Raw genomic sequence first — 19,336 nt, forward strand, 5'->3', positions numbered from 1 at the left:
ACAGCGTCCATGCACGAGATTACACAGGGATCATGTACGAGCCTTGCCATCCGGTTGTATGGGACCAGCACCGTATGTAAGCCCTCACCCTGTGCAACCGATTGCACATAGCTATTGAACCAAACCCAACGAAGAAAAGTCTGCTAATAAAAGCAATAATCAGAGATGTAGCGTAATCAGAATACCCAAGAAGAATAGTCTGAATCGGGCGTCGTAATGCACAATCCTGGGCCTGATAACTATCGACAGCCGCACGGCTTCTATGGTGCGTCGACTCGACCAACCGACCTCAAAGAAATCGATGACCACAGGCATGCTGCAACGTCGTACTGGAAGGATCAAGACCGGTATTAGGGTGGTAGGTCCTCCTCTACCTGACGAACGGTACGCGAGTGTGTACCGCAACCGTATAGAGCGGCTCATCGCACCACCGCCTTTCCAAAAATCGGAAAGAAGCACGCACAATGCCGCAAGACCAGGGCGCAGGTGCGGTGTTAACTTCATGCCAACCAACGAGGTCGAGCACAAGGAGGTGATCTCATGGACCGAGAAATGTGGATCCTCAGGCAACTGGAGACATCGCTGACAGCCTCCGCCGAAGCGCTGGCAGAACGTCTGCAGGTCAGCCCCCGTACCATCACCAACGCCATCAACACGCTCAACCGGATGCTGGCCCCTGCGGCGTCCGTACGTCCCACCGGCGGCCGTTACCGCCTCTACATTCTCGACCCACAGGAATACAGCCAAATCCGCAGTCGTCTGGTCCGCGCCACGGACTCCCTCAACGACCCACGTCATCGCCGCGCACAGGAGTTCGGAGTCCTGCTGTCTGCCAAACACCCGGTGACCTCGGACGACCTGGCCGACATCGTCTGCACCTCCCGAACAACCGTCCTGGCCGACATCGCCCGATTGCGTGAAGCCCTGAAACCCCTCGGAGTACGCATCGAGGGGCGTTCCAACCAGGGTTTCAGCCTCGCCGCCGAGGAACTCGATCTGCGTCTGGCCGAACTAACCCTCTACCCCGCCGAACTCGTCGACGAGTACCCTATCGACGACGATATCGTCGCCGTCGTTTCCCGGATCACCGGGCAGGCTCACCTGTCCAAGCCATCACGTCATTATGTGCGTCGCTGGCTCACCGTTCTACTCGATCGGACCCTCACCGGCCACCCACTAGACGCGATGTCCGAGGAGTACCAACGTCTTCGCAACACCCCCGCTCACCGCATTGCTTCCAAACTTCTCACCGAAGCTGAAGATCTCGTTTCGACCACCTTCCCAATCGAGGAGGAGCTCTTCCTCGCCATGTCAGTCGCCGGAATGCGCACCCCCGACAGTGCGCAGGGTCGTCAGCTCTTCCCCGCTGACGAGGAGGTTCCCGGCCTCGTCGACGCCATCTTTGAACGTATCGCCGAGATCATGCAGATCCATCTGGACGCCGACGAGCTTGCTGACGAGTTCGCCCACCACCTCACGTTCATGCTCAACCGGATACGTTTTCGCGTCACGATCGACGAGGAGTCGGTGCGCAGCATTCGCTATCAGTACCCGGTGGCCCATCGGATGGCCGAGATCAGCCGCGACGTCATCGAGGAACGCACCGGTATGCGGATCAGTGACTCCGAAACCGGACTACTGACGGGCTATCACCAAGTATTCCTCGACTCCCACCGTGCCTGCCCCTACCTCAGGCTGGCGATCGTCACAGCGACCGGACGGGTCTCAGCCCACCTCATGCGGATCCAGCTCGACAAAGTGCTCCCCCACGGCACCAAGTACCTCATGCTGACCGGCGACGAGGCAGACGAGTCGACGCTGGCCAGAACGGATCTCGTCGTCGCCACCCCCGATGTCGACATCACGACCCTTGCCGTCGGCGACGTTCCAGTCATTCAACTCGGCCAGGTCTTCGATCCCGCCGAACTCATCAGCCGGATGTCAAGGCTAAACCTGCGTGGTCACGTCGACCTTCAGCTCACCGGGGCCAATTCGTCATTACTGATGTCGATGCTCTCCCCCGACCGTTTCATGGCCATGCCAGCGGGAACCGATTACTGGTCGGCGACCGAGGCCCTCGTAGCCTACTTAATCGACCAGGGTCTGGTCGACGAGTCCTTCCTGGCCACACTGCGGGCTCGAGAGAACGAAGCGACCATGCTACTCGACGGTCTCGTCGGATTTCCCCACGCCACCATCCCAGGGGCCGAACGCATCGTGCTGGCGATGGCGACCATTCCGCGCCGCCCAGAGCAGCCCGGTGCCCGAGTCGTTTTCCTTATGGGTGTTCCCGACAAAGCCGACTACGACGACACCATCCTCGTCACCGTCTACGACGAGATCATCCGCCTGACCAACGACCCAGACCTGCTCAACCGGCTAAGCCAGCTCACCAGTTATGAAGACGTCTTCTGGCTCATGGCCTCCCGCCCCTGCAATCCCGTCTGCCCCGAGGAGAGATGATGTTCTGGCCCGTTCTTGCCACCGTCGCAATCATCTATGTGTGCAATGCCACCCTAGCCATGCGCCAGATGAGGAATTTCTCCACGACCTACACACTGCTGCGCAAACGCGGGAAAGTCGCCATCGGCAAACAGAAGAACGCGCTGAGTCGGGGCGCCATCGTTATGTTCCTGCTCGACGATAGGGACCGTGTCGTCGCGGGCCGTCGTATGAACGGCATCACCGTTCTGGCCAGGTTCAGGGACTTCCCGGTCTTCGACGGGTTGCCTCTCGAAGAGATCGACCCTGCATATGTGCGAACTGATCGAGGAACGCGACGCGCCATCGCCAACGCCCGTGACAACTTCCTCACAGCCCGGGCCGGCGAGATCCCGGTCGAGCCCCCGACCCCGCTTATGAAGGTCATCAACCGAGTCGACGCCAAGGTAGGACACACCCGTGAACGACCTGCGGCTGACACCCGGCACGTCGTCCGCAGACGTGGGCTCACCGCCGTCGACTGAACGGCTCCGCTCAACACAATTCTCCCCCGGTGCTTCCGCAGCCGGGGCCATCCCGAACGCCACCACACACGAAGGAGTTGACCATGCACTACCTGGTGAAGGCCGCTGAATGGTTCGTCGGCCTGTTCCAAGAAGGTGCGAAGACATTCGTGAGCTGGATGGGAAGCATCGTGCCCCTGGTGCTTATGCTCCTCATCGCCATGAACTCGCTCATCCGCCTCATTGGTGAGGACCGAATCAACCGCCTCGCCCAAAAAGCCGGAAACAATCCCGTCAGCCGCTATCTTCTGCTCCCCTTCATCGGCTCATTCATGCTGTGCAACCCGATGGTGCACTCCCTGGGCCGATTCCTCCCGGAGCGCTACAAGCCGAGCTACTTCGCTTCGGCGGCCCAGTTCTGCCACACCAGCAACGGGATCTTCCCACACATCAATCCTGTCGAACTATTTATCTGGCTCGGCATCGCCCAGGGCATCACGAAGGCTGGACTACCGACCGGACCGCTGGCGATCCGCTACCTGCTCGTTGGCCTCGTCCTCAACTTCGTCGGTGGCTGGGTGACCGACTTAACTACCAGATACGTGAGCAGGCAGCAGAAGGTCATCCTCCCCGACACCATGGACGGGAAGATCGTCCACGTCGACACCCTTGTGGAGGCCTGAGATGACCGAGTACCGCTCCGTCACCGTTTCCCATGGCTCCGGCGGCTACGGCGGCCCCCTCACCATCACCCCTACCGAGGCTAAACACAAGCTCGTCTACATCGTCGGCGGAGGCGTCCGGCCCCCGGTCGTTGATCGCATCGCCGAGCTGTCTGGTGCCGAACCGGTCAATGGGTTTAGCACCTCCATCCCCGACGAGGAGATGATGGCCGTCATCATCGACTGCGGGGGGACCCTAAGGTGCGGAATCTACCCTCGCAAGGGAATCCCGACTATCAACGTCATGCCAACCGGTAAGAGCGGTCCGCTGGCCCAATACATCAACGAGTCGATCTACGTCTCCGCCGTCGACGTCGACCAGGTCCGGTTGGCCGACTCACCTACATCCTCCGCCACTGTCACCTCCCCCGCTATAGCCGCCGCTGCCGCGCCACGGTCAAAAGCCGGAACAGCAGGCACCGTCCAGGGGGAATGGAGCACTGACAAGAAGATTTCCGAAGTCGTCGCCGAGAAGAAGAACAAGACCGTCATGGACAAGATCGGCCTGGGCGCCGGCAAGGTCATCTCGGTGTTCTACCAAGCCGCTCGAGACGCGGTGCAGGCCATGCTGACCACCATCATCCCCTTCATGGGGTTCGTAGCCATGCTTATCGGCATCATCAACGCCTCCGGATTCGGTACCTGGCTCACCAAACTTCTCATCCCGCTAGCCGGCAACGGCATCGGGCTCATCGTCCTTGGCCTCATCTGCTCGCTGCCCTTCCTGTCGCCCCTGCTCGGCCCAGGAGCCGTCATCGGTCAGATCATCGGAACTCTCATCGGCGTGGAGATCGGCAAGCACAACATCCATCCCAGCTTGGCCCTTCCAGCGCTGTTCGCCATTAACACCCAGAACGCCTGCGACTTCATCCCGGTCGGCCTAGGACTAGCTGAGGCTGCCCCGGAAACAGTCGAGGTTGGCGTCCCCAGCGTCTTGTACTCGCGATTCCTTAACGGCGTCCCACGAGTCGCCATCGCCTGGCTGTGCAGCATCGGCCTGTACGCATCCTGACACTCAAACCTGATCCGGAGAACATCAATGTCTGTCATCTATCGCAATCAGATCTGCGCCGTCGGCTCGCAGGCCGAGTCCTTTCTCAGCGAGAAAATGCTTGTCACATTCGGGGGTAAGGCACCTGACGAACTTCGCGACTTCTGTTACGCCCTACCTGAGGCGACCTCGAGCGGCACCATCGGTGTCGGCGACGTCCTCGCCATCGGCGAGCACCGCTTCCCCATCACAGCAATTGGTGCCCTCGCACAGCGCAACCTCGACTCCTTAGGACACGTCACCCTCGTCTTCGACGGCGCCGACGAGCCACGGCTCGAGGGGGCCCTCCACGTACGCTGTGGCGGTGAGCTGCCCAGACCGCAGGCCGGCAGCACAATCCTCATCGAGTCAGCATGATCCGCACCGAGGTGACAATAGGCCACCCTGCCGGGATCCATGCCAGGGTGGCCGCACACGCCGTACTACTGGCCTCCGGCCACTCGGCCAGTGTTTTCCTGCGATCCTCACGCGGGACGGCCAGTCTTACCCGGCTAGCGGACCTGCTGAGATTGGACGTCCGCGAGGACGCCGTCGTCGAGATCCTGGCCGATGGCCCTGACGAGGTCGAAGCACTGCACGAAGTCGCGACATTCCTCACGTCCTCCACAAACGACCCCGCACCACATACTGCATCAGACGAAGGGAACGATTGACCATGAGTGACGAGATCATCGCGGCAGCCGTCGCGGGCGCCGGGGACACCGACGTCGTGGAAATGGGACGGGGAGTCCTCGATCGTGCCGGAAACGTCCTGGCTGAGCACATGTGCCGCGCCAGGGGCCACAACCTGCCCGCCCTTGTCGTTGCCGACGAACGCACCTGGGCAGTGGCAGGGAAGGCCGTCGACGCCGGCTTACGCTCGGCCGGAGTGGTCGCCTGCGACCCGCTGGTCTTCCCTGCCGAGCCTTGCCTGTACGCCTCCTTAGACAACGCCCACACCATCGCCGACCGGCTACGCACCCTGGACGCCGAGACCGGTTCGGCAGTCGTCCCGATCGCGGTCGGGTCAGGAACTATCAACGACCTGACGAAACTGGCCGCCAAGGACGTGGGACGGCGTTACGCCGTCGTCGGAACTGCAGCCTCCATGGACGGCTATACGGGGGCCGGGGCGCCCATCAGCGACAACGGGGTCAAAGTGACGATGCAGTGCGTAGCACCGCAAGTTGTCATTTTCGACTTGGACATCACCGCCGCCGCACCGCAGGTCATGACAGCATCCGGATATGGCGATTTGGCTGCCAAGATTCCCGGTGGTGCAGACTGGATCATCGCTGACGCCGCCGGGATAGAGCCACTCGACCAGCATGTGTGGGCCCTCGTCCAGAGCGGCGTCCGGGATGCCCTATCACGTCCCGACGACCTGCGTCGCGGCGATCCGGAAGCATTCTCCGGACTCGTGGAAGGTCTCATCCTGTCAGGCCTGGCAATGCAGGTTTATGACGGCACTCGTCCAGCATCCGGGGCCGAACACTACTTCAGCCACATCTGGGAGCTGGCCCACGTGGGTGCCGACCGCAACCCACCACTGTCCCACGGGCACAAGGTCGCCATCGGGACCCTCGCCATGCTCGCCTTCTACGAGAAGTTCCTCGACCGAGACCTCTCCAGGCTCGACATCGACGCGGCAGTCGCAGCATGGCCCGACTGGCGGACGGTGGAGTCCGACATCCGCTCAACCTTTGAGGGTGCACTGGCCGACCACGCCGTCAAGGAGACAAAGGTCAAATACGTTGACGCCGACGGGCTGCGAGCCCGTCTCAATCGGGTCGTTGACCGATGGCACGAGACCCGAGCAGCCCTTGAGAAACAGCTAGTGAGGGCCCGCGTGTTCGCCGACCAGCTCCGTCGGGCCGGGGCCCCGTCCCGTCCCGAGGACATTGGACTGACCGCCGCCGACGTGCGGGCAACCTTCCCCAAGGCTATGTACTACCGCTCCCGCTACACCGTCCTGGACCTGGCACGTGAGGCGGGGTGGTACGAGGAACTCGTCGAGGAGGTGTTCGCCCCGGACGGACTGTGGACCTAATTGCTCCGGCACAACGCTGACCTCGGACTCATGTCCGGGGCCACGCCATGTCGTCAGGAGTTATCACTCCTCCTCGTCGCTATGACGGTAGGGATCAGCCTCACCGGCAGGCATAGCACCTTGGGAGCGTCGAGCGATCTCGGCATCAGAAGCGGCAGCTCGTGCCAAGGCGTCCTCGATCGACTTGGCGGTCTCAGGAGTGGCATCACGCACGAAGGTCAGGGTCGGGGCGTAGCGCAGCTTGAGTCTCTTGCCGACGGTGGAACGCAGCATCCCCTTCGCCGACTCAAGTGCCGCTTCCGTTCCGGCGATCTCCTTGTCGGTACCCATCGCGGTCCAGAACAAAGTGGCGTCACGGGAGTCCCCGGTCAGACGCACATCGGTGATCGTCACGAAGCCCAGGCGGGGATCCTTAACACGACGCTCAAGGGTCTCGGCCACCACGACTCGGATCTGATCGGCTAACTTGGCGACACGCGGATTCGGTGTGTTCATGATCTCTCCTCGCCATCGGTGTCCTGAGCGGATCAACCATTTTTGCACACCGTCCCCACCGACGCACGCGGCAGCCAGTGTCAACGCGGGGGTCCGGGGGTACTCCACTGCAGCACCATCCCGACGACGACCAACGCGGCCGAAACGGCCAGGCTCAGGGGGGCGAGAGGGCTCTGGTTCAACAGCGCCCACCAGTAGGGAGTCGCCGCGGAATCCTTGGTACCCAGGATCCAGCACGACAGGACGAAGATGGTTCCCGGCAGCCACGCCCAGGCCACCGACAGTACGACGCTGGCGACCATCGCCAGTCCCACCAGCAGGACATGGTTGCGCGCAAACCACAGCACCCACCACTGAGAAATGGGTTGGTCACCGTTGAACAGGACGGCCCATGCCACTGGCCACACCAGAACGATGACGGCCCACACCACCCTCATGGTGCGAATGGGACGGTCGGGGAAGGCCTGCTCCCGTTGTGGGTCCGGGGAGGAGAACAGTACGGAGGCGAGGATGCCACTCAGGCTCGAAGGCCCCAGCCCCACATCAACCGACCTGCTGCCGGCAAACGGGACGGTGACGAGGTCGCCGCCAAGGTGATGGGCACAGACCATTCCCACCGTCAGATAGGCCACTACGGCCACCAGACCGCGACTGCGCAGGAACCATCCGAAGCAGGAGAGCCGACCCGTCATGGACAAGCCCTCACCTGTGCCACCATGGATCGCAGCGAGTCCGGGGCGAGGGGTTGACCGTCCATGACCGACACCAGTGCGTCGTCAAGGATTTCGACCGTCCCGTCACACTGTGAGGACGTGGAATCCTCGACTCCCAACAGGTTGTCACCCAGCAGGGGTGCGTTGAGATCCCCGGCCCATTCTCTCGCTGTGGAGGAGGTCGACACGTGCGTCCGCACCGGCAGGTAACCGGCCTTCCCTGGCCCTCCCTCGGGGGCGTAGACAATGCGTCTCTGGACCCCGCTGGCCATCAACAGGTCATCGACGCGGCCCATCGCCGTCGCGTACTCCTCCAGCCGCCAGGACAGGTCACCGGAGACGCATGCCATGGATCCGTGCTTGCCGACCTCACGACACCGCCAATCATCCGTGGATTCCCACACCTCCTCCAACCGAATCGTCGCTGCGGCGTCAACGATGACCGCTGCCACCAGAATCGTCGCCGTGAGCCACCGCCACCAAGGCCCACCACCGGGTGTCGTGATCACGGCCACGAGCACCAAGGAGACGACGATGGCGGCACAATCGAGTCCAGCCCACAACGCGATGGCGTGCCAGGTGAGATGCGAAGGGGCGCCGTCGAAGGCCGCAGGACCAGACCATCCGATGAGCAGGTCATAGGCCTCAGGAACGGCCCCCGCCACCAAGTAGACCGCGATGGCAGCGACAGCGGCGAGCAGATAGGAACCAGCCGCCACTCCAAGGACGGCCCCCAGGGCCAGGAATGCCGTGGCGGCCATGGCGGTGAGGACCGAACCCATCACGAGTCGCGGATCGGCGTCACCGGAAGCCACCAATGCGAGGATTGCGGTCGTTACCCCCACAGCCAGAAGCAGAACGGCTCCGACACCCATCAGCCAGGTGGTGACGATGGCGGCGGTGGCGCTGCGCGGCCAGGCTCGGGATGTACGCGTGACCCCGGCGCGGCGAAGACGGGCGCCGTACGCCACCCCGACTCCGCAGCACACTGGAGACAGGATGACCGTGTCCACCGAGACACTCCCCGTCGTCAAGGCGAAGGACTTCCACACGCGGGGATACATGTGCATCAGGCCAACGCTCGTGGCGACCCACAACACGGCAAGCCCCAGCCCAGACCAGACGGCCTGCCGAAGACAGGCTTTCATCGGTCCCCCTCAAGGAGCTCGGATTCTGCGCGACCTTGCATCAGGTGCAGGTAACCTTGCTCAGCCACTGACACGTGGTCCTGTGAATCAGATTCTCCTGCTGCAGCCATCAATTCGGGCAGCGTGCCGCTCCAGGTAATGTGTCCCCCATCGACCAGATGCACCTGGTCTGCGGACAAGGCGACGTCATCCATGAGATGGGTGGACAGCACGACGACCCGTGAGGCCGCCTGCTCGACGACGTGGCGGCGAAACGAGATCCGCTCCCCCGGATCCAGGCCCACGGTCGGCTCATCAAGAATGAGCACCTCGGGGTCGTGAACCAGTGCCGCCGCGAGGAAGACCCGACGCTTTTGACCGCCCGACAGAGTACCGATGGGCTGGTGGGCGAATTGACCGACGTTCAGATCGGACATGACGCCTTGGCACCTGTGCCTGACCTGCGTGGACGGTACTCGATACATGCGCGCACAGAAGGCGAGAAAGTCTTCGACCGGCCACGACGGTGACCAGGTGCATTCCTGCGGAACGTACCCGATGTGGGCCCGGTACCCAGAGCCCTCCCGTCGTCTCCTCACGGGTTGCCCGTCACGACGTAGCGTCCCGGCCCTCGGTCGTTTGATTCCGGTGAGCACAGCAAGCATCGTCGTCTTGCCCGCACCATTGGGGCCGACAAGGGCACTCACCCCCACCGGAAAGGTGGCCGATACCGGCCCCAGTTGCCAACCCGACCGGTATCGAACGACCACCTCGTCAAGTTCAATCGTGTCAGAACTCACCAATTCAACCCATCGCTGCACTTATCACGTCGAGCCACTAGGTCGATACAAATCTTAGAAGAACGTTGCCAACCGCCTCTTTGATTACGACCAACGCGGATCTTGGCGTCAGCATCCCATCTGTACGCCTTTCCACCAACCAAACGCCCAGTGCTGCCTGATGCCCCGGTTCTTAAGACTTTCGGTATACAGTTTCCACCCGGCATGGGCTGACAGGTATAATAAAAAACGGAAGCGTCGATCTTGCCGTAACCGCCCCTGTCAGTTTTCTTGTGACCCGCGACAGTGAAAATGTAATTAGCCTGAGAATGCCAGACACCATCTGATGACATGTAGGCTTTCTTATGTCCTTGGGTTTTTCCTGATGCTTTCGCCGATCCTCCTGTGACAGAAAGACTCTTCCACGATGTCACAGGAGTCGCTCTGATAGTATCAGCAAGTCCCGGCGCAGCAGAACACAAGCCAAAGACAGACTCGGCAAATGCAAACATAACTACAATGCGACTCTTCTTATACATTCGTCAGCCATCTTTCCAGTACATCGCGCAACGGGGCAACACCGCCCTATTGCTACCGAATTGTGAATGATAATATCCTTCGGGTCGCAATGGGCCAAATCGGCGGCAAAACACGAACGGGGCGACCACGCTTCCACGTGGACGCCCCGTTCAGGACAGTGACCAAGCTCAGTCGCGAGGCTTCTCAACCATCTCGTAGCACTGAACCTCGTCACCAACGTGAATATCGGAGTAGTTGGTCAAGGTCAGGCCACACTCGTAACCCTCGCGCACCTCGGTAACGGCGTCCTTCTCGCGCTGCAGCGTGTTGATCTCGGTTTCCTGGACCACCACGCCGTCGCGCACCAGGCGGGCCTTGGCATGACGACGGATGGTGCCGTCGGTGATCATGCAGCCCGCGATCGTTCCAACCTTCGAGGAGCGGAAGATCTGGCGGATCTCCGCGGTGCCCATTGCCTTCTCCTCGTAGATCGGCTTGAGCATGCCTCGCAGGGCGGCCTCGATCTCATCGATGGCGTCGTAGATGACCGAGTAGTACCGAATGTCAACGTTCTCCTCGTCAGCCATACGCTGGGCATGGGCGGTCGGGCGAACGTTGAAGCCCACGATGACGGCGTTGGAAGCGGCAGCCAGCGAGACATTGGTCTCGGTAATGGCACCGACGCCGCGGTCAATAACGCGCAGGTCAACCTCGTCGCCCACATCGATCTTGGCCAGGGCATCCTCGAGCGCCTCAACCGAACCAGCACCGTCACCCTTGAGAATGAGCAGCAACTCCTCGGTCTCGCCCTTCTCCAACTGCTCAAACAGCTGGTCAAGGGTCTTGCGACGCGACGACCTGGCCTGCTGGGCAGCACGCATGCGGGCCTCACGCTTTTCAGCAATCTGGCGCGCCTTGCGGTCGTCGTCGACAACCAGGAAGTTGTCGCCAGCGCCGGGTACGGAGGTCAACCCAAGAACCTGCACCGGGGTAGCCGGAGCAGCCTCGTCGACACTCTCACCTTGATCATTGATCATGGCGCGCACACGTCCATAGGAGGACCCGGCAACGATGGAATCGCCAATATGCAGGGTGCCACGCTGGATCAGGGCGGTGGCCACCGGACCACGCCCCTTATCGAGGTGAGCCTCAATGGCAACGCCCTGAGCGGCCATATCGGGATTGGCACGCAGATCAAGGGCTGCGTCGGCAGTCAGCACGATCGCCTCGAGAAGATCATCGAGACCCTCATGGGTACGAGCAGAGACATTGACGAACATCGTGTCGCCGCCGTACTCCTCCGGCACTAAGCCGTACTCGGTGAGCTGTCCACGGACTTTATCCGGATCAGCCTCAGGCTTATCGATCTTATTGACGGCTACCACAATCGGTACATCAGCAGCCTTCGCGTGGTTCAAAGCCTCAACGGTCTGAGGCATCACGCCGTCATCAGCAGCCACGACGAGCACCGCGATATCGGTGGACTGGGCACCGCGAGCACGCATAGCTGTGAACGCCTCGTGGCCAGGAGTATCGATGAAGGTGATAGCCCTCTCGGCGTCGTCGACCTCGGTCTGAACCTGATAAGCGCCAATGGCCTGAGTGATACCACCGGCCTCGCCTTTCACCACGTCGGTATGGCGCAGGGCGTCCAACAGCTTCGTCTTGCCGTGGTCAACGTGACCCATGACGGTAACAACGGGGGGACGTGCAACGAGGTCAGAGTCGTCGCCCTCGTCCTCACCAAACTCGAGATCGAAGGACTCCAGCAGCTCGCGGTCCTCGTCCTCTGGGGACACGACCTGGATCTGGTAGTTGAGCTCGCCGCCCAGGATCTCCAGGGTGTCGTCAGATACCGACTGGGTAGCCGTGACCATCTCGCCCAGATTGAACAACACCTGCACCAGCTGTGCCGGCTCGGCATTAATCTTCTCGGCCAAATCGGTTAGCGAAGCACCACGGCGCAGTCGGACGGTCTCGCCATTGCCCTTACGGACGCGCACACCGCCGACCAGCGGTGCTTGCATCTCATCAAACTCTTGCCTGCGCTGCTTACGGGACTTACGACCCCGACGGCCGCCGCCACCGCGTCCGAAGGCACCCTGGGTACCACGACCACCGCGGCCACCACGACCACCTCCGATAGGACCACGAGGCCCACCGCCGAAGCCGCCGCCAAAACCGCTACCGCGGGATCCACCGCGACCACGGCCACCACCACGTCCACCACGTCCGGTAGTAGCCTGACCGATCTGCGAGGACTGGTGTTTCGGCATCATGGCCGGGTTCGGGCGCGGCATACCGGAACCGCCGCGCGATCCCTGGCTGCCACCCGGACGGGGCATACGCTCACCCTGACCGGACCGGGATCCACCGGAACGTTGTCCGCCCTCAGAACGATGACGACTTTGCCCCATGCCCTGACTGGAGGCGAACGGGTTATTTCCGGGACGCGGAGCTCCGGTACGACGACCGGCGCCCGGACGCGGACCGGGACGAGCAGCCGAAGGCAATCCAGCGGATCCACCCGGTCGCGGCCCCGGACGGGCACCCGGCTTCGGAGACTTCGATGGCGCGCCAGGCTTCGGCTTCGGGGCCGGAGCGTGGGGCTTGGGAACATTCTGACCCGGCTTCGGAGTCGGCTTGGACTCCGGCTTCGCTGCGGGGGGCTCCTGCTGGGATGAAGCGCCGGAGGATTTGATGAGACCCGGACGTGGAGTCGCACTGGTACGTGCTGCAGAGCTGCGACCAGGCTTGGGGCCACTGCTAGAACCGGGGCGAGGACCAGGCGTGGGCTTCGGCCCGGGCCCCGGTTTGGGACCGGGAGCCGGCTTGGCCGTCGTGGTCTCCTTGGAAGTCTTCTTAGAAGACGTCTGCGACTTACGCGCCGCCGGCTTCGCGGCTTTGGCGTCATCGGCCGGTTCAGCAGAACCGATCTGATCACGTAGTCGTCGCACAACTGGTGCCTCAATAGTTGAGGAAGCCGAGCGGACAAACTCGCCCATATCGTTGAGCTTCCCCAAAAGCTGCTTGCTTGACAGTCCGAGCTCCTTCGCGAGCTCATAGACGCGGACCTTGGCCACTACTCTCCTTCGGGCCCGGCCGCGATGGACCTGGGCCTAGTTGTTGTGAATCCTCATTGGTGCGAACTCATCGAGTGTTCATGAGCATCTGCCCACTTCCTATTCAGTCCCCTTGAGTCGGACGAACCGACCCACCGGGGGGACACGATTCGGTGAGACCGCCGGACCTCCCGGCGACATGCGTAACCAACTTTACCGAAAATGGCCTTATGAACCCAACTCACCGCGCTGACAACCGCTCTTGGCAAGCCGAACGCACCACCACGCGGGCACGGAATGACCTCGCGAATCCACCGGATACCGCGCGTTTCCAGCATTCGTCATCCACATGGACGTGGGCGCCCCTGCCCTGAGCGTGTCCCGTTGGATCGGCGACCACAACTCCGTCGACTAGTACATACCGAGCCATGTTCGCCGGATCATCGACGTGTCGGCAGCCGACGCAGGTGCGCTGAGGTCGTGTGGTCACTGCCCCACCTTAAACCAACCCACAGACGCATGACGCCCGACCCTACGGCCGGGCGTCGTCGTGTCTCTAGCAGGCAGTCTCAGACCTTGTTATCTGGACGAATATCGATCCGCCACCCCGTCAGGCGAGCAGCCAGTCGGGCGTTCTGCCCCTCGCGGCCAATTGCTAGCGACAGCTGATAATCCGGAACAATCGCCCGAGCGGTCTTAGCTTTCGGGTCAATGACCGTCACCGAGGACACCTTGGACGGAGACAGGGCAGCGCCCACAAATTCGGCCGGATCCTCTGACCAATCAATAATGTCGATCTTTTCCTCATCCAACTCGTGCATCACAGCACGTACCCGCTGACCCATCGGACCAATGCAAGCTCCCTTGGCAGAAACGTCAGGATTATGCGAGACGACAGCAATCTTCGAGCGGTGACCGGCCTCACGAGCCAGCGCCTTGATCTCGACGACCCCCTGCTCGATCTCGGGTACCTCCATAGCAAAAAGCTTGCGCACCAAGTTCGGGTGAGTGCGCGAGACAATGACCTGCGGGCCACGGGCTTCCTTGCGCACGGCCACGACGTACACACGGATACGACGCCCATGGGAATATTTCTCCCCGGGAACCTGTTCCGCCGGAGGCATAATGCCCTCCAATGAGCCCAGGTCGACGCGAACGGTCCGGGTATCGCGGTAAGACTGCTGGACGACTCCGGTGATGACGTCACCCTCAACGGCGGAAAAATGACCGTATTTCTGCTCGTCCTCGGCCTCGCGCAGCCGTTGGAAAATGACCTGCCGGGCAGTTGATGCAGCTACGCGTCCGAAGTCCTCGGGAGTGCCGTCATACCAGCCGACGACCTGCCCCTCCTCGTCCTTCTCCGGGAGCATGACAGCGACATTCCCAGTCTTGCGGTCCAGCTGAACCTTGGCACCGTTAACCGGAGCCTCAGTCTTGTCATATGCGTTGAGGAGGGCGTCCTCTAGGGTCGTCAGCAGATAGTCAAGCGGGATGTCCTTGTCCCGCTCGATCATGCGCAGAGTTGACAGGTCGATGTCCATCTCAGTTCTCCTCCTTTGACGCCTGCGCGTCGCGACGATTGAGCTCCACCTGGACGACGGCCTTCGCCACGTCAGCAAGCTGGACCTCACGAGTGGTGTACACGGGCTTATGCGGTTTGGAATTCTCGGCCTCGACCTCGAGGGTCACGACCTCCTCGCCAGCCTCAGCGATACGACCGTCAAAGGTCTCTCCAGACTTCTGCTCCTCGGCCGGATTGAGGGTGAACCGCACCAGGTGCCCGATGTTGCGTCGATAATGGCGCGGCTGGGTGAGGGGGGTAGAGACACCGCGCGAGGAGACCTCGAGGGTATACGGGGACTCCCCCATAGCGCCGGAATCGTCAAGGCAATGCGAGATCTCGGCGGTGGCCTCAGAGATCTCGTCAAGGCTAGGTCCGTGACCGTCGGGGCCGTCACCGTCGATCGTCACGCGCACGAGGCGACGACGTCCGGCAGGCACAACGTCGACGCGATCAAGTTCGAGCCCGACCTGGGACACGACCGGTTCCAGTAGGCGTGTGAGCCTCTCTGCATTCATCTGTGTCTCATCCTGTTGTCGTTGTAAATTGTCCGCACTGAGTTTAGCCACTCCCACAACCAGCCGGACTCGGCCGCCTCACCGACGGCTATAGCGATAATGCAGCTCAGGATCGATAAGCTGAAGCCATGATCGCCAGGAGAACCATTCTTGCCAGCGGAGCTGCCTTCGTCACTATCGGATTGACGGGCTGTGGCCACAATTCTCCTGAGAAGAAGGCGACTGAGAAGAAGACGACGCCGGTTCGTGCAACAACTACGGCATCTGCACCACACCGAAGCGACGCGGTATCGACGGAAGCACTGCTAGCGGACCTCGCTACCAAAGCCGCTCGCAGCGTCACTGACGGCCAACTGACGGTGCTCAACCAGGTTGCCGCAGCTCACCGCCGCCACCTCGAAGTGCTGAGCCAGTCCAACCCATTCTCCGGCAGTACCGCCACACCATCGGCGGCTATTTCCCCCACCCCACGCACCGCTGGCCAGGGATCGCCGCTTGCTCTGTTACAACACCACGAAAAGGCTGCAGCTACCCAGTATCTGGAGATCTGTCAGACGGCTCAGGATTCCTCTGAAACTCTGTTGTGGGCCAGCCTGTCGGTGTTCTGTTCGGCCTTCAATCCTTCTGCTCCAGCTCCCCAGCCGACCCCGAAGGTCGTTCCGGTGACAATCGGGCAGGAACCTCTCACCAATGCTCAGCAGGCGCTACTGACCCACCTCAACGCCCTCGTCGCAGGCTTGGAGTGGGGTATTGGACGCCTTGGGGAGAACGACCCGCTGCGCACCTGGGGATGGGACCGACGAGAACAAGTTCTTGCCCAGCGCGCAGAGGTGCGTCAAAGCATTCGGGATGCATCAACAACCCCAACCCCCGACGTGCCCGGGTACCCGATGTCGCCTGCCCCCGTCAACGATGCAGCAACCCGGTCGTTGTGGTCTGGATTGGAGGCGAACGTGCTTTCTGGTTGGGGCCGCGTTACAGCTGCCAGCGGGTCGGCTGCACGTCCCCATGCAGTCGCTTCAATGGTGAGTCAAACCCAAGTTCTCGCCCATTTGGGTACTGGCGTGACGACCTGGCCAGGTTGGGTCTAAGCCACACCTAGGACCACGAATCCTCTCTGGTTAGACTCTCCAGATCAGCTGAACGAGCATTCGCACCGCCAGAACACTGGTAACGATAAGAAACATCGTCCGTACGAAGCCGTTGCCATGTTTCATAGCTGTTCGGGCACCGATTAATCCCCCGAGAACATTTGAGATAACCAGCGGCCAAGCGATATGCCACCAGACGTGGCCGTGGATCGCCAACGTGGTGATAGTGACGAGATTTGTTACCGCGTTGCAAATCTTCGCCATTCCGGAAGCTTTAAGGAAAGAATACCCGCCAACAGCGACGTACGTAAGTACCCAGAAGGTTCCGACCCCCGGCCCGATAGCGCCGTCGTAGCACCCGAGGAACAACCCGATGATCGGAACCAGGATGGGGTGTTTGCCACCCTCGCCATTGTGGCCCGCCCCCAGTGACGGCCTCCTCCAGGTATAGATGCCGATGATGACCAGCACCACCAGAAGGATGGGCGTGTAGACAGCCCGCGACATGTAAGTGACGATGCGCGCACCCAGCACGGCACCTAGACCAGCCAGAACGGCCGTCCACAGGAACATTCGCCAATCTGGACGCTGTTTACGCAGATACCCCACTCCAGCCGTGAGGTTCCCTACGACCTGAGCTACCTTGTTCGTGCCGACGATCGTCGCCACCGGTGTCTCGGTCGGTAGACCGACCAGCAAGGATGGCAACATGATGAGTCCACCTCCGCCCACCACGGCGTTGACCCAACCCGCCATAAAGGCGGCAAGGACAAGTCCAGCAAAGACCCAAGACGTCACGTGTCAACCTTCCCTGTGACACCAGCAGTAAGGGTCCCACCCCGACGGGGCGGGACCCAATATGTGTTCTCGGTCCGGAAATGCCTCAGGCCCAAGGATGCGCCAGTAGCAACTCCGTGTTGTGATCGACCGATGTACCGAGCCTACCCATTCTCGTATGGATGTCGTTCGCACCAAACTCTCGGTACAAACTGGCCAGACCATCTGGGTCGGTGGTGTCGTAATCGGCCTGGTACGGAGCATTCGACTCGATGAGCGTGGTAAAGATGCTCACGGTGCCGTCGTGATTGTCGGCGAGCTCGATGATGCGGGCCATCTGGGGAAAGTCGACGTGGGAAGCCGTGTTGATCTCCCACCAGCTGCGACGGGCATCGAGAGCATGGTGGTGTGCGGTGATGTTGTTCGCATGCACGTGTCCATTGACCCAGGCAAGCACGTTCGGGTAATGCGATAGCAGGGAGACCAATTCCGGGCCGAGATGACGGATGCCCGTACCGTCGCCGGGGAGGACGGGGTTGTTCATCGTCATCGAGTCGTGGTGACTGAAGAGGACGAACATTGTGTCGCTCACATCGTGATGATGACGCACGCCGAGATCGTCGTAGTACACGCTACTGCCAGCGCGCAGCACGGATTTAAGCCACTTCCACTGACGGTCGTCGATAGAACCATCGGTGTACCCGGCCCGGTTCGTCGAGTCCAGGCTGATTCCGGTCACGCCGTTGGCAATCGAGAAGGTGTAGTAACCGCGCACGGCATTGAGGTCATCCTCGCTGAAACCATGACCGTGCGGGCCCGAACCATTGACGCCGTCACGCAAATGAGCCTTGATGAATTCGAAGGGGGTGAAGGGCACGCGACGTTCGTCCGCGGTAATCTGTCGAGTCAGCGACACAGTATCGTTGGACAGGGCGACTGGTCCGTTTCCCTGAGCCGCCTGGAGGTAGGCCTTGGTGTCGTTGTCACTGGCGAAACCGGTGATTTTGCGATCACTGGTGTACATCGTCTTCAGCAGTCCCCAGTCAGAAGGCAGGGTGCCCTGGATCGAATCGTCGTGGTTCCCGAATACCGCATACCACGGAATCTTCACGCCAGAGGAGGTCACGGGGGCCATAACGCGACGGAAATAGCCGTCTACCTGGGGAAAACCGGCACGCTTGTATATGTCACTGCTATGCGATTCGGGATTGTAGAACAGCGGATTCCCGAAAGTTTGCACACTTTCCCAGCGATCGCGGGCACCGGTATTGGGAACGATCGTGCCACCGGCCAACAACGTGAGATACCAGTCGAGTTCCACGTGTTCGTGATTATCGGTGTTGTCACCAGTGCTGACGAGAGCGTCAAAGGCCCGGCCAGTAGCCGGACCGCCCTGAAGCGAATTGACTCGGCGCACCAAAGAGGCCGTAGCGAGTGGCCCCAACGCCTCCTGCGGGCGGAAGGCCGGGCCAGCCAGCGGATGCAGGAACTCGACCCTCATCGGTGACTGCACGTCAGTCACGTGCAGGTCGGTCACCTGGACGAAGGACGCCAAGCCATCGCGGCGGTCGTCGCGTCCGCTCTTGCCCCTAGCGAGTTCCTCACGGACGACGAGCGGGTAACCGCGCTGTGCCTTGATCCTGCGGTAGCCGCTGCCCGGATCTAGCAGACCCACCTGTTCAAGGGTGGTGCCGGACGTGGAATGGAGACGCTTCGACGCATGGGCCAACGCTGGGGTGGTGCCGGTCACCGCCGCAGCGGCGACCAGGGTCACACCACCAAGAAACGTCCGCCGTCCCAGCGTATTTCTGGCCGCTTTGTCGACACTTCTGGTCAACTCGTCTTCGTTCTCGGGCATCATTCACCTTTCGCAAGGTCGAGGGGCCGTTCAGCCTGACTTACGAGCACCATTGTCAGGGTTTATTGGGTCACTTCCGCGCCAGTTTT

19 protein-coding genes are annotated in these 19,336 nt (G+C 61.5%); 8 read left to right on the forward strand and 11 right to left on the reverse strand.

Features of this window, described 5'->3' with window-relative positions; all coding sequences use genetic code 11:
* The first annotated feature begins 540 nt into the window (after window positions 1-540).
* The 7 genes from CPA42_RS08035 to CPA42_RS08065 all read left to right on the forward strand — a co-directional run bounded on the left by CPA42_RS08035 (window position 541) and on the right by CPA42_RS08065 (window position 6,747).
* Window positions 541-2,463 (forward strand): BglG family transcription antiterminator, encoded by a 1,923-nt coding sequence (locus tag CPA42_RS08035; RefSeq protein ID WP_002518383.1) that lies wholly within the window; start codon window positions 541-543, stop codon window positions 2,461-2,463.
* Window positions 2,460-2,966 carry a transcriptional regulator GutM gene (locus CPA42_RS08040; protein WP_002519303.1) on the forward strand — a complete coding sequence of 169 codons (507 nt, stop codon included), beginning with the start codon at window positions 2,460-2,462 and terminating at the stop codon, window positions 2,964-2,966. The genes CPA42_RS08035 and CPA42_RS08040 overlap by 4 nt, the downstream gene beginning before the upstream one ends.
* An 83-nt stretch (window positions 2,967-3,049) precedes the next feature.
* Window positions 3,050-3,628, forward strand: a complete 579-nt coding sequence (gene srlA, locus CPA42_RS08045) for a PTS glucitol/sorbitol transporter subunit IIC (protein WP_002516917.1) — start codon at window positions 3,050-3,052, stop codon at window positions 3,626-3,628.
* A 1-nt stretch (window position 3,629) separates the two neighbouring features.
* Window positions 3,630-4,679, forward strand: coding sequence for a PTS glucitol/sorbitol transporter subunit IIB (gene srlE / locus CPA42_RS08050; RefSeq protein ID WP_002516877.1), 1,050 nt, complete (start codon window positions 3,630-3,632; stop codon window positions 4,677-4,679).
* A gap of 27 nt (window positions 4,680-4,706) precedes the next feature.
* Window positions 4,707-5,075: a PTS glucitol/sorbitol transporter subunit IIA gene (locus CPA42_RS08055; RefSeq protein ID WP_002514296.1), complete on the forward strand. Its 369-nt coding sequence runs from the start codon at window positions 4,707-4,709 to the stop codon at window positions 5,073-5,075.
* Window positions 5,072-5,371, forward strand: coding sequence for an HPr family phosphocarrier protein (locus CPA42_RS08060; RefSeq protein WP_002516918.1), 300 nt, complete (start codon window positions 5,072-5,074; stop codon window positions 5,369-5,371). The genes CPA42_RS08055 and CPA42_RS08060 overlap by 4 nt, the downstream gene beginning before the upstream one ends.
* Before the next feature lie 2 nt (window positions 5,372-5,373).
* Window positions 5,374-6,747 carry a sn-glycerol-1-phosphate dehydrogenase gene (locus CPA42_RS08065; protein ID WP_002520231.1) on the forward strand — a complete coding sequence of 458 codons (1,374 nt, stop codon included), beginning with the start codon at window positions 5,374-5,376 and terminating at the stop codon, window positions 6,745-6,747.
* A 63-nt stretch (window positions 6,748-6,810) separates the two neighbouring features.
* Here the strand turns inward: CPA42_RS08065 and rbfA are convergent, their stop codons facing one another.
* The 9 genes from rbfA to rimP all read right to left on the reverse strand — a co-directional run bounded on the left by rbfA (window position 6,811) and on the right by rimP (window position 15,521).
* A complete protein-coding gene (gene rbfA, locus CPA42_RS08070; protein WP_002516965.1) occupies window positions 6,811-7,242 on the reverse strand; it encodes a 30S ribosome-binding factor RbfA in 432 nt (143 codons plus the stop codon).
* A gap of 80 nt (window positions 7,243-7,322) precedes the next feature.
* On the reverse strand, window positions 7,323-7,934 hold the full coding sequence (locus tag CPA42_RS08075) for a hypothetical protein (RefSeq protein ID WP_002516886.1): 612 nt from the start codon (window positions 7,932-7,934) through the stop codon (window positions 7,323-7,325).
* A complete protein-coding gene (locus CPA42_RS08080; protein ID WP_002516910.1) occupies window positions 7,931-9,103 on the reverse strand; it encodes a hypothetical protein in 1,173 nt (390 codons plus the stop codon). The genes CPA42_RS08075 and CPA42_RS08080 overlap by 4 nt, the downstream gene beginning before the upstream one ends.
* Window positions 9,100-9,903, reverse strand: coding sequence for an ABC transporter ATP-binding protein (locus CPA42_RS08085; protein WP_002516968.1), 804 nt, complete (start codon window positions 9,901-9,903; stop codon window positions 9,100-9,102). The genes CPA42_RS08080 and CPA42_RS08085 overlap by 4 nt, the downstream gene beginning before the upstream one ends.
* Complete coding sequence (locus CPA42_RS12930; RefSeq protein ID WP_008600353.1) at window positions 9,879-10,400, reverse strand: hypothetical protein; 522 nt, start codon at window positions 10,398-10,400, stop codon at window positions 9,879-9,881. The genes CPA42_RS08085 and CPA42_RS12930 overlap by 25 nt, the downstream gene beginning before the upstream one ends.
* Before the next feature lie 168 nt (window positions 10,401-10,568).
* Window positions 10,569-13,463, reverse strand: coding sequence for a translation initiation factor IF-2 (gene infB / locus CPA42_RS13580; RefSeq protein ID WP_002516995.1), 2,895 nt, complete (start codon window positions 13,461-13,463; stop codon window positions 10,569-10,571).
* A 220-nt stretch (window positions 13,464-13,683) separates the two neighbouring features.
* The gene (locus CPA42_RS08105; RefSeq protein ID WP_002517020.1) at window positions 13,684-13,932 is read right to left on the reverse strand and encodes a YlxR family protein; all 249 of its coding nucleotides are present in this window, start codon (window positions 13,930-13,932) and stop codon (window positions 13,684-13,686) included.
* A 79-nt stretch (window positions 13,933-14,011) separates the two neighbouring features.
* Window positions 14,012-14,983: a transcription termination factor NusA gene (gene nusA, locus CPA42_RS08110; protein WP_002516957.1), complete on the reverse strand. Its 972-nt coding sequence runs from the start codon at window positions 14,981-14,983 to the stop codon at window positions 14,012-14,014.
* 1 nt (window position 14,984) lies between these two features.
* Window positions 14,985-15,521 (reverse strand): ribosome maturation factor RimP, encoded by a 537-nt coding sequence (rimP, locus tag CPA42_RS08115; RefSeq protein ID WP_002517033.1) that lies wholly within the window; start codon window positions 15,519-15,521, stop codon window positions 14,985-14,987.
* 128 nt (window positions 15,522-15,649) lie between these two features.
* Between rimP and CPA42_RS08120 the strand changes: the two genes are divergently transcribed.
* Entirely contained in the window at window positions 15,650-16,612 is a 963-nt protein-coding gene (locus tag CPA42_RS08120; protein WP_002516936.1) for a hypothetical protein, read from the forward strand.
* Between the two features lie 30 nt (window positions 16,613-16,642).
* Here the strand turns inward: CPA42_RS08120 and CPA42_RS08125 are convergent, their stop codons facing one another.
* The gene (locus CPA42_RS08125) at window positions 16,643-17,410 is read right to left on the reverse strand and encodes a sulfite exporter TauE/SafE family protein (RefSeq protein WP_002516943.1); all 768 of its coding nucleotides are present in this window, start codon (window positions 17,408-17,410) and stop codon (window positions 16,643-16,645) included.
* An 85-nt stretch (window positions 17,411-17,495) separates the two neighbouring features.
* On the reverse strand, window positions 17,496-19,250 hold the full coding sequence (locus tag CPA42_RS08130) for a TIGR03767 family metallophosphoesterase (RefSeq protein WP_002520235.1): 1,755 nt from the start codon (window positions 19,248-19,250) through the stop codon (window positions 17,496-17,498).
* Between the last annotated feature and the right edge of the window lie 86 nt (window positions 19,251-19,336).

It is taken from the genome of Cutibacterium acnes (assembly GCF_003030305.1).
Classification (GTDB): Bacteria; Actinomycetota; Actinomycetes; order Propionibacteriales; family Propionibacteriaceae; genus Cutibacterium; species Cutibacterium acnes.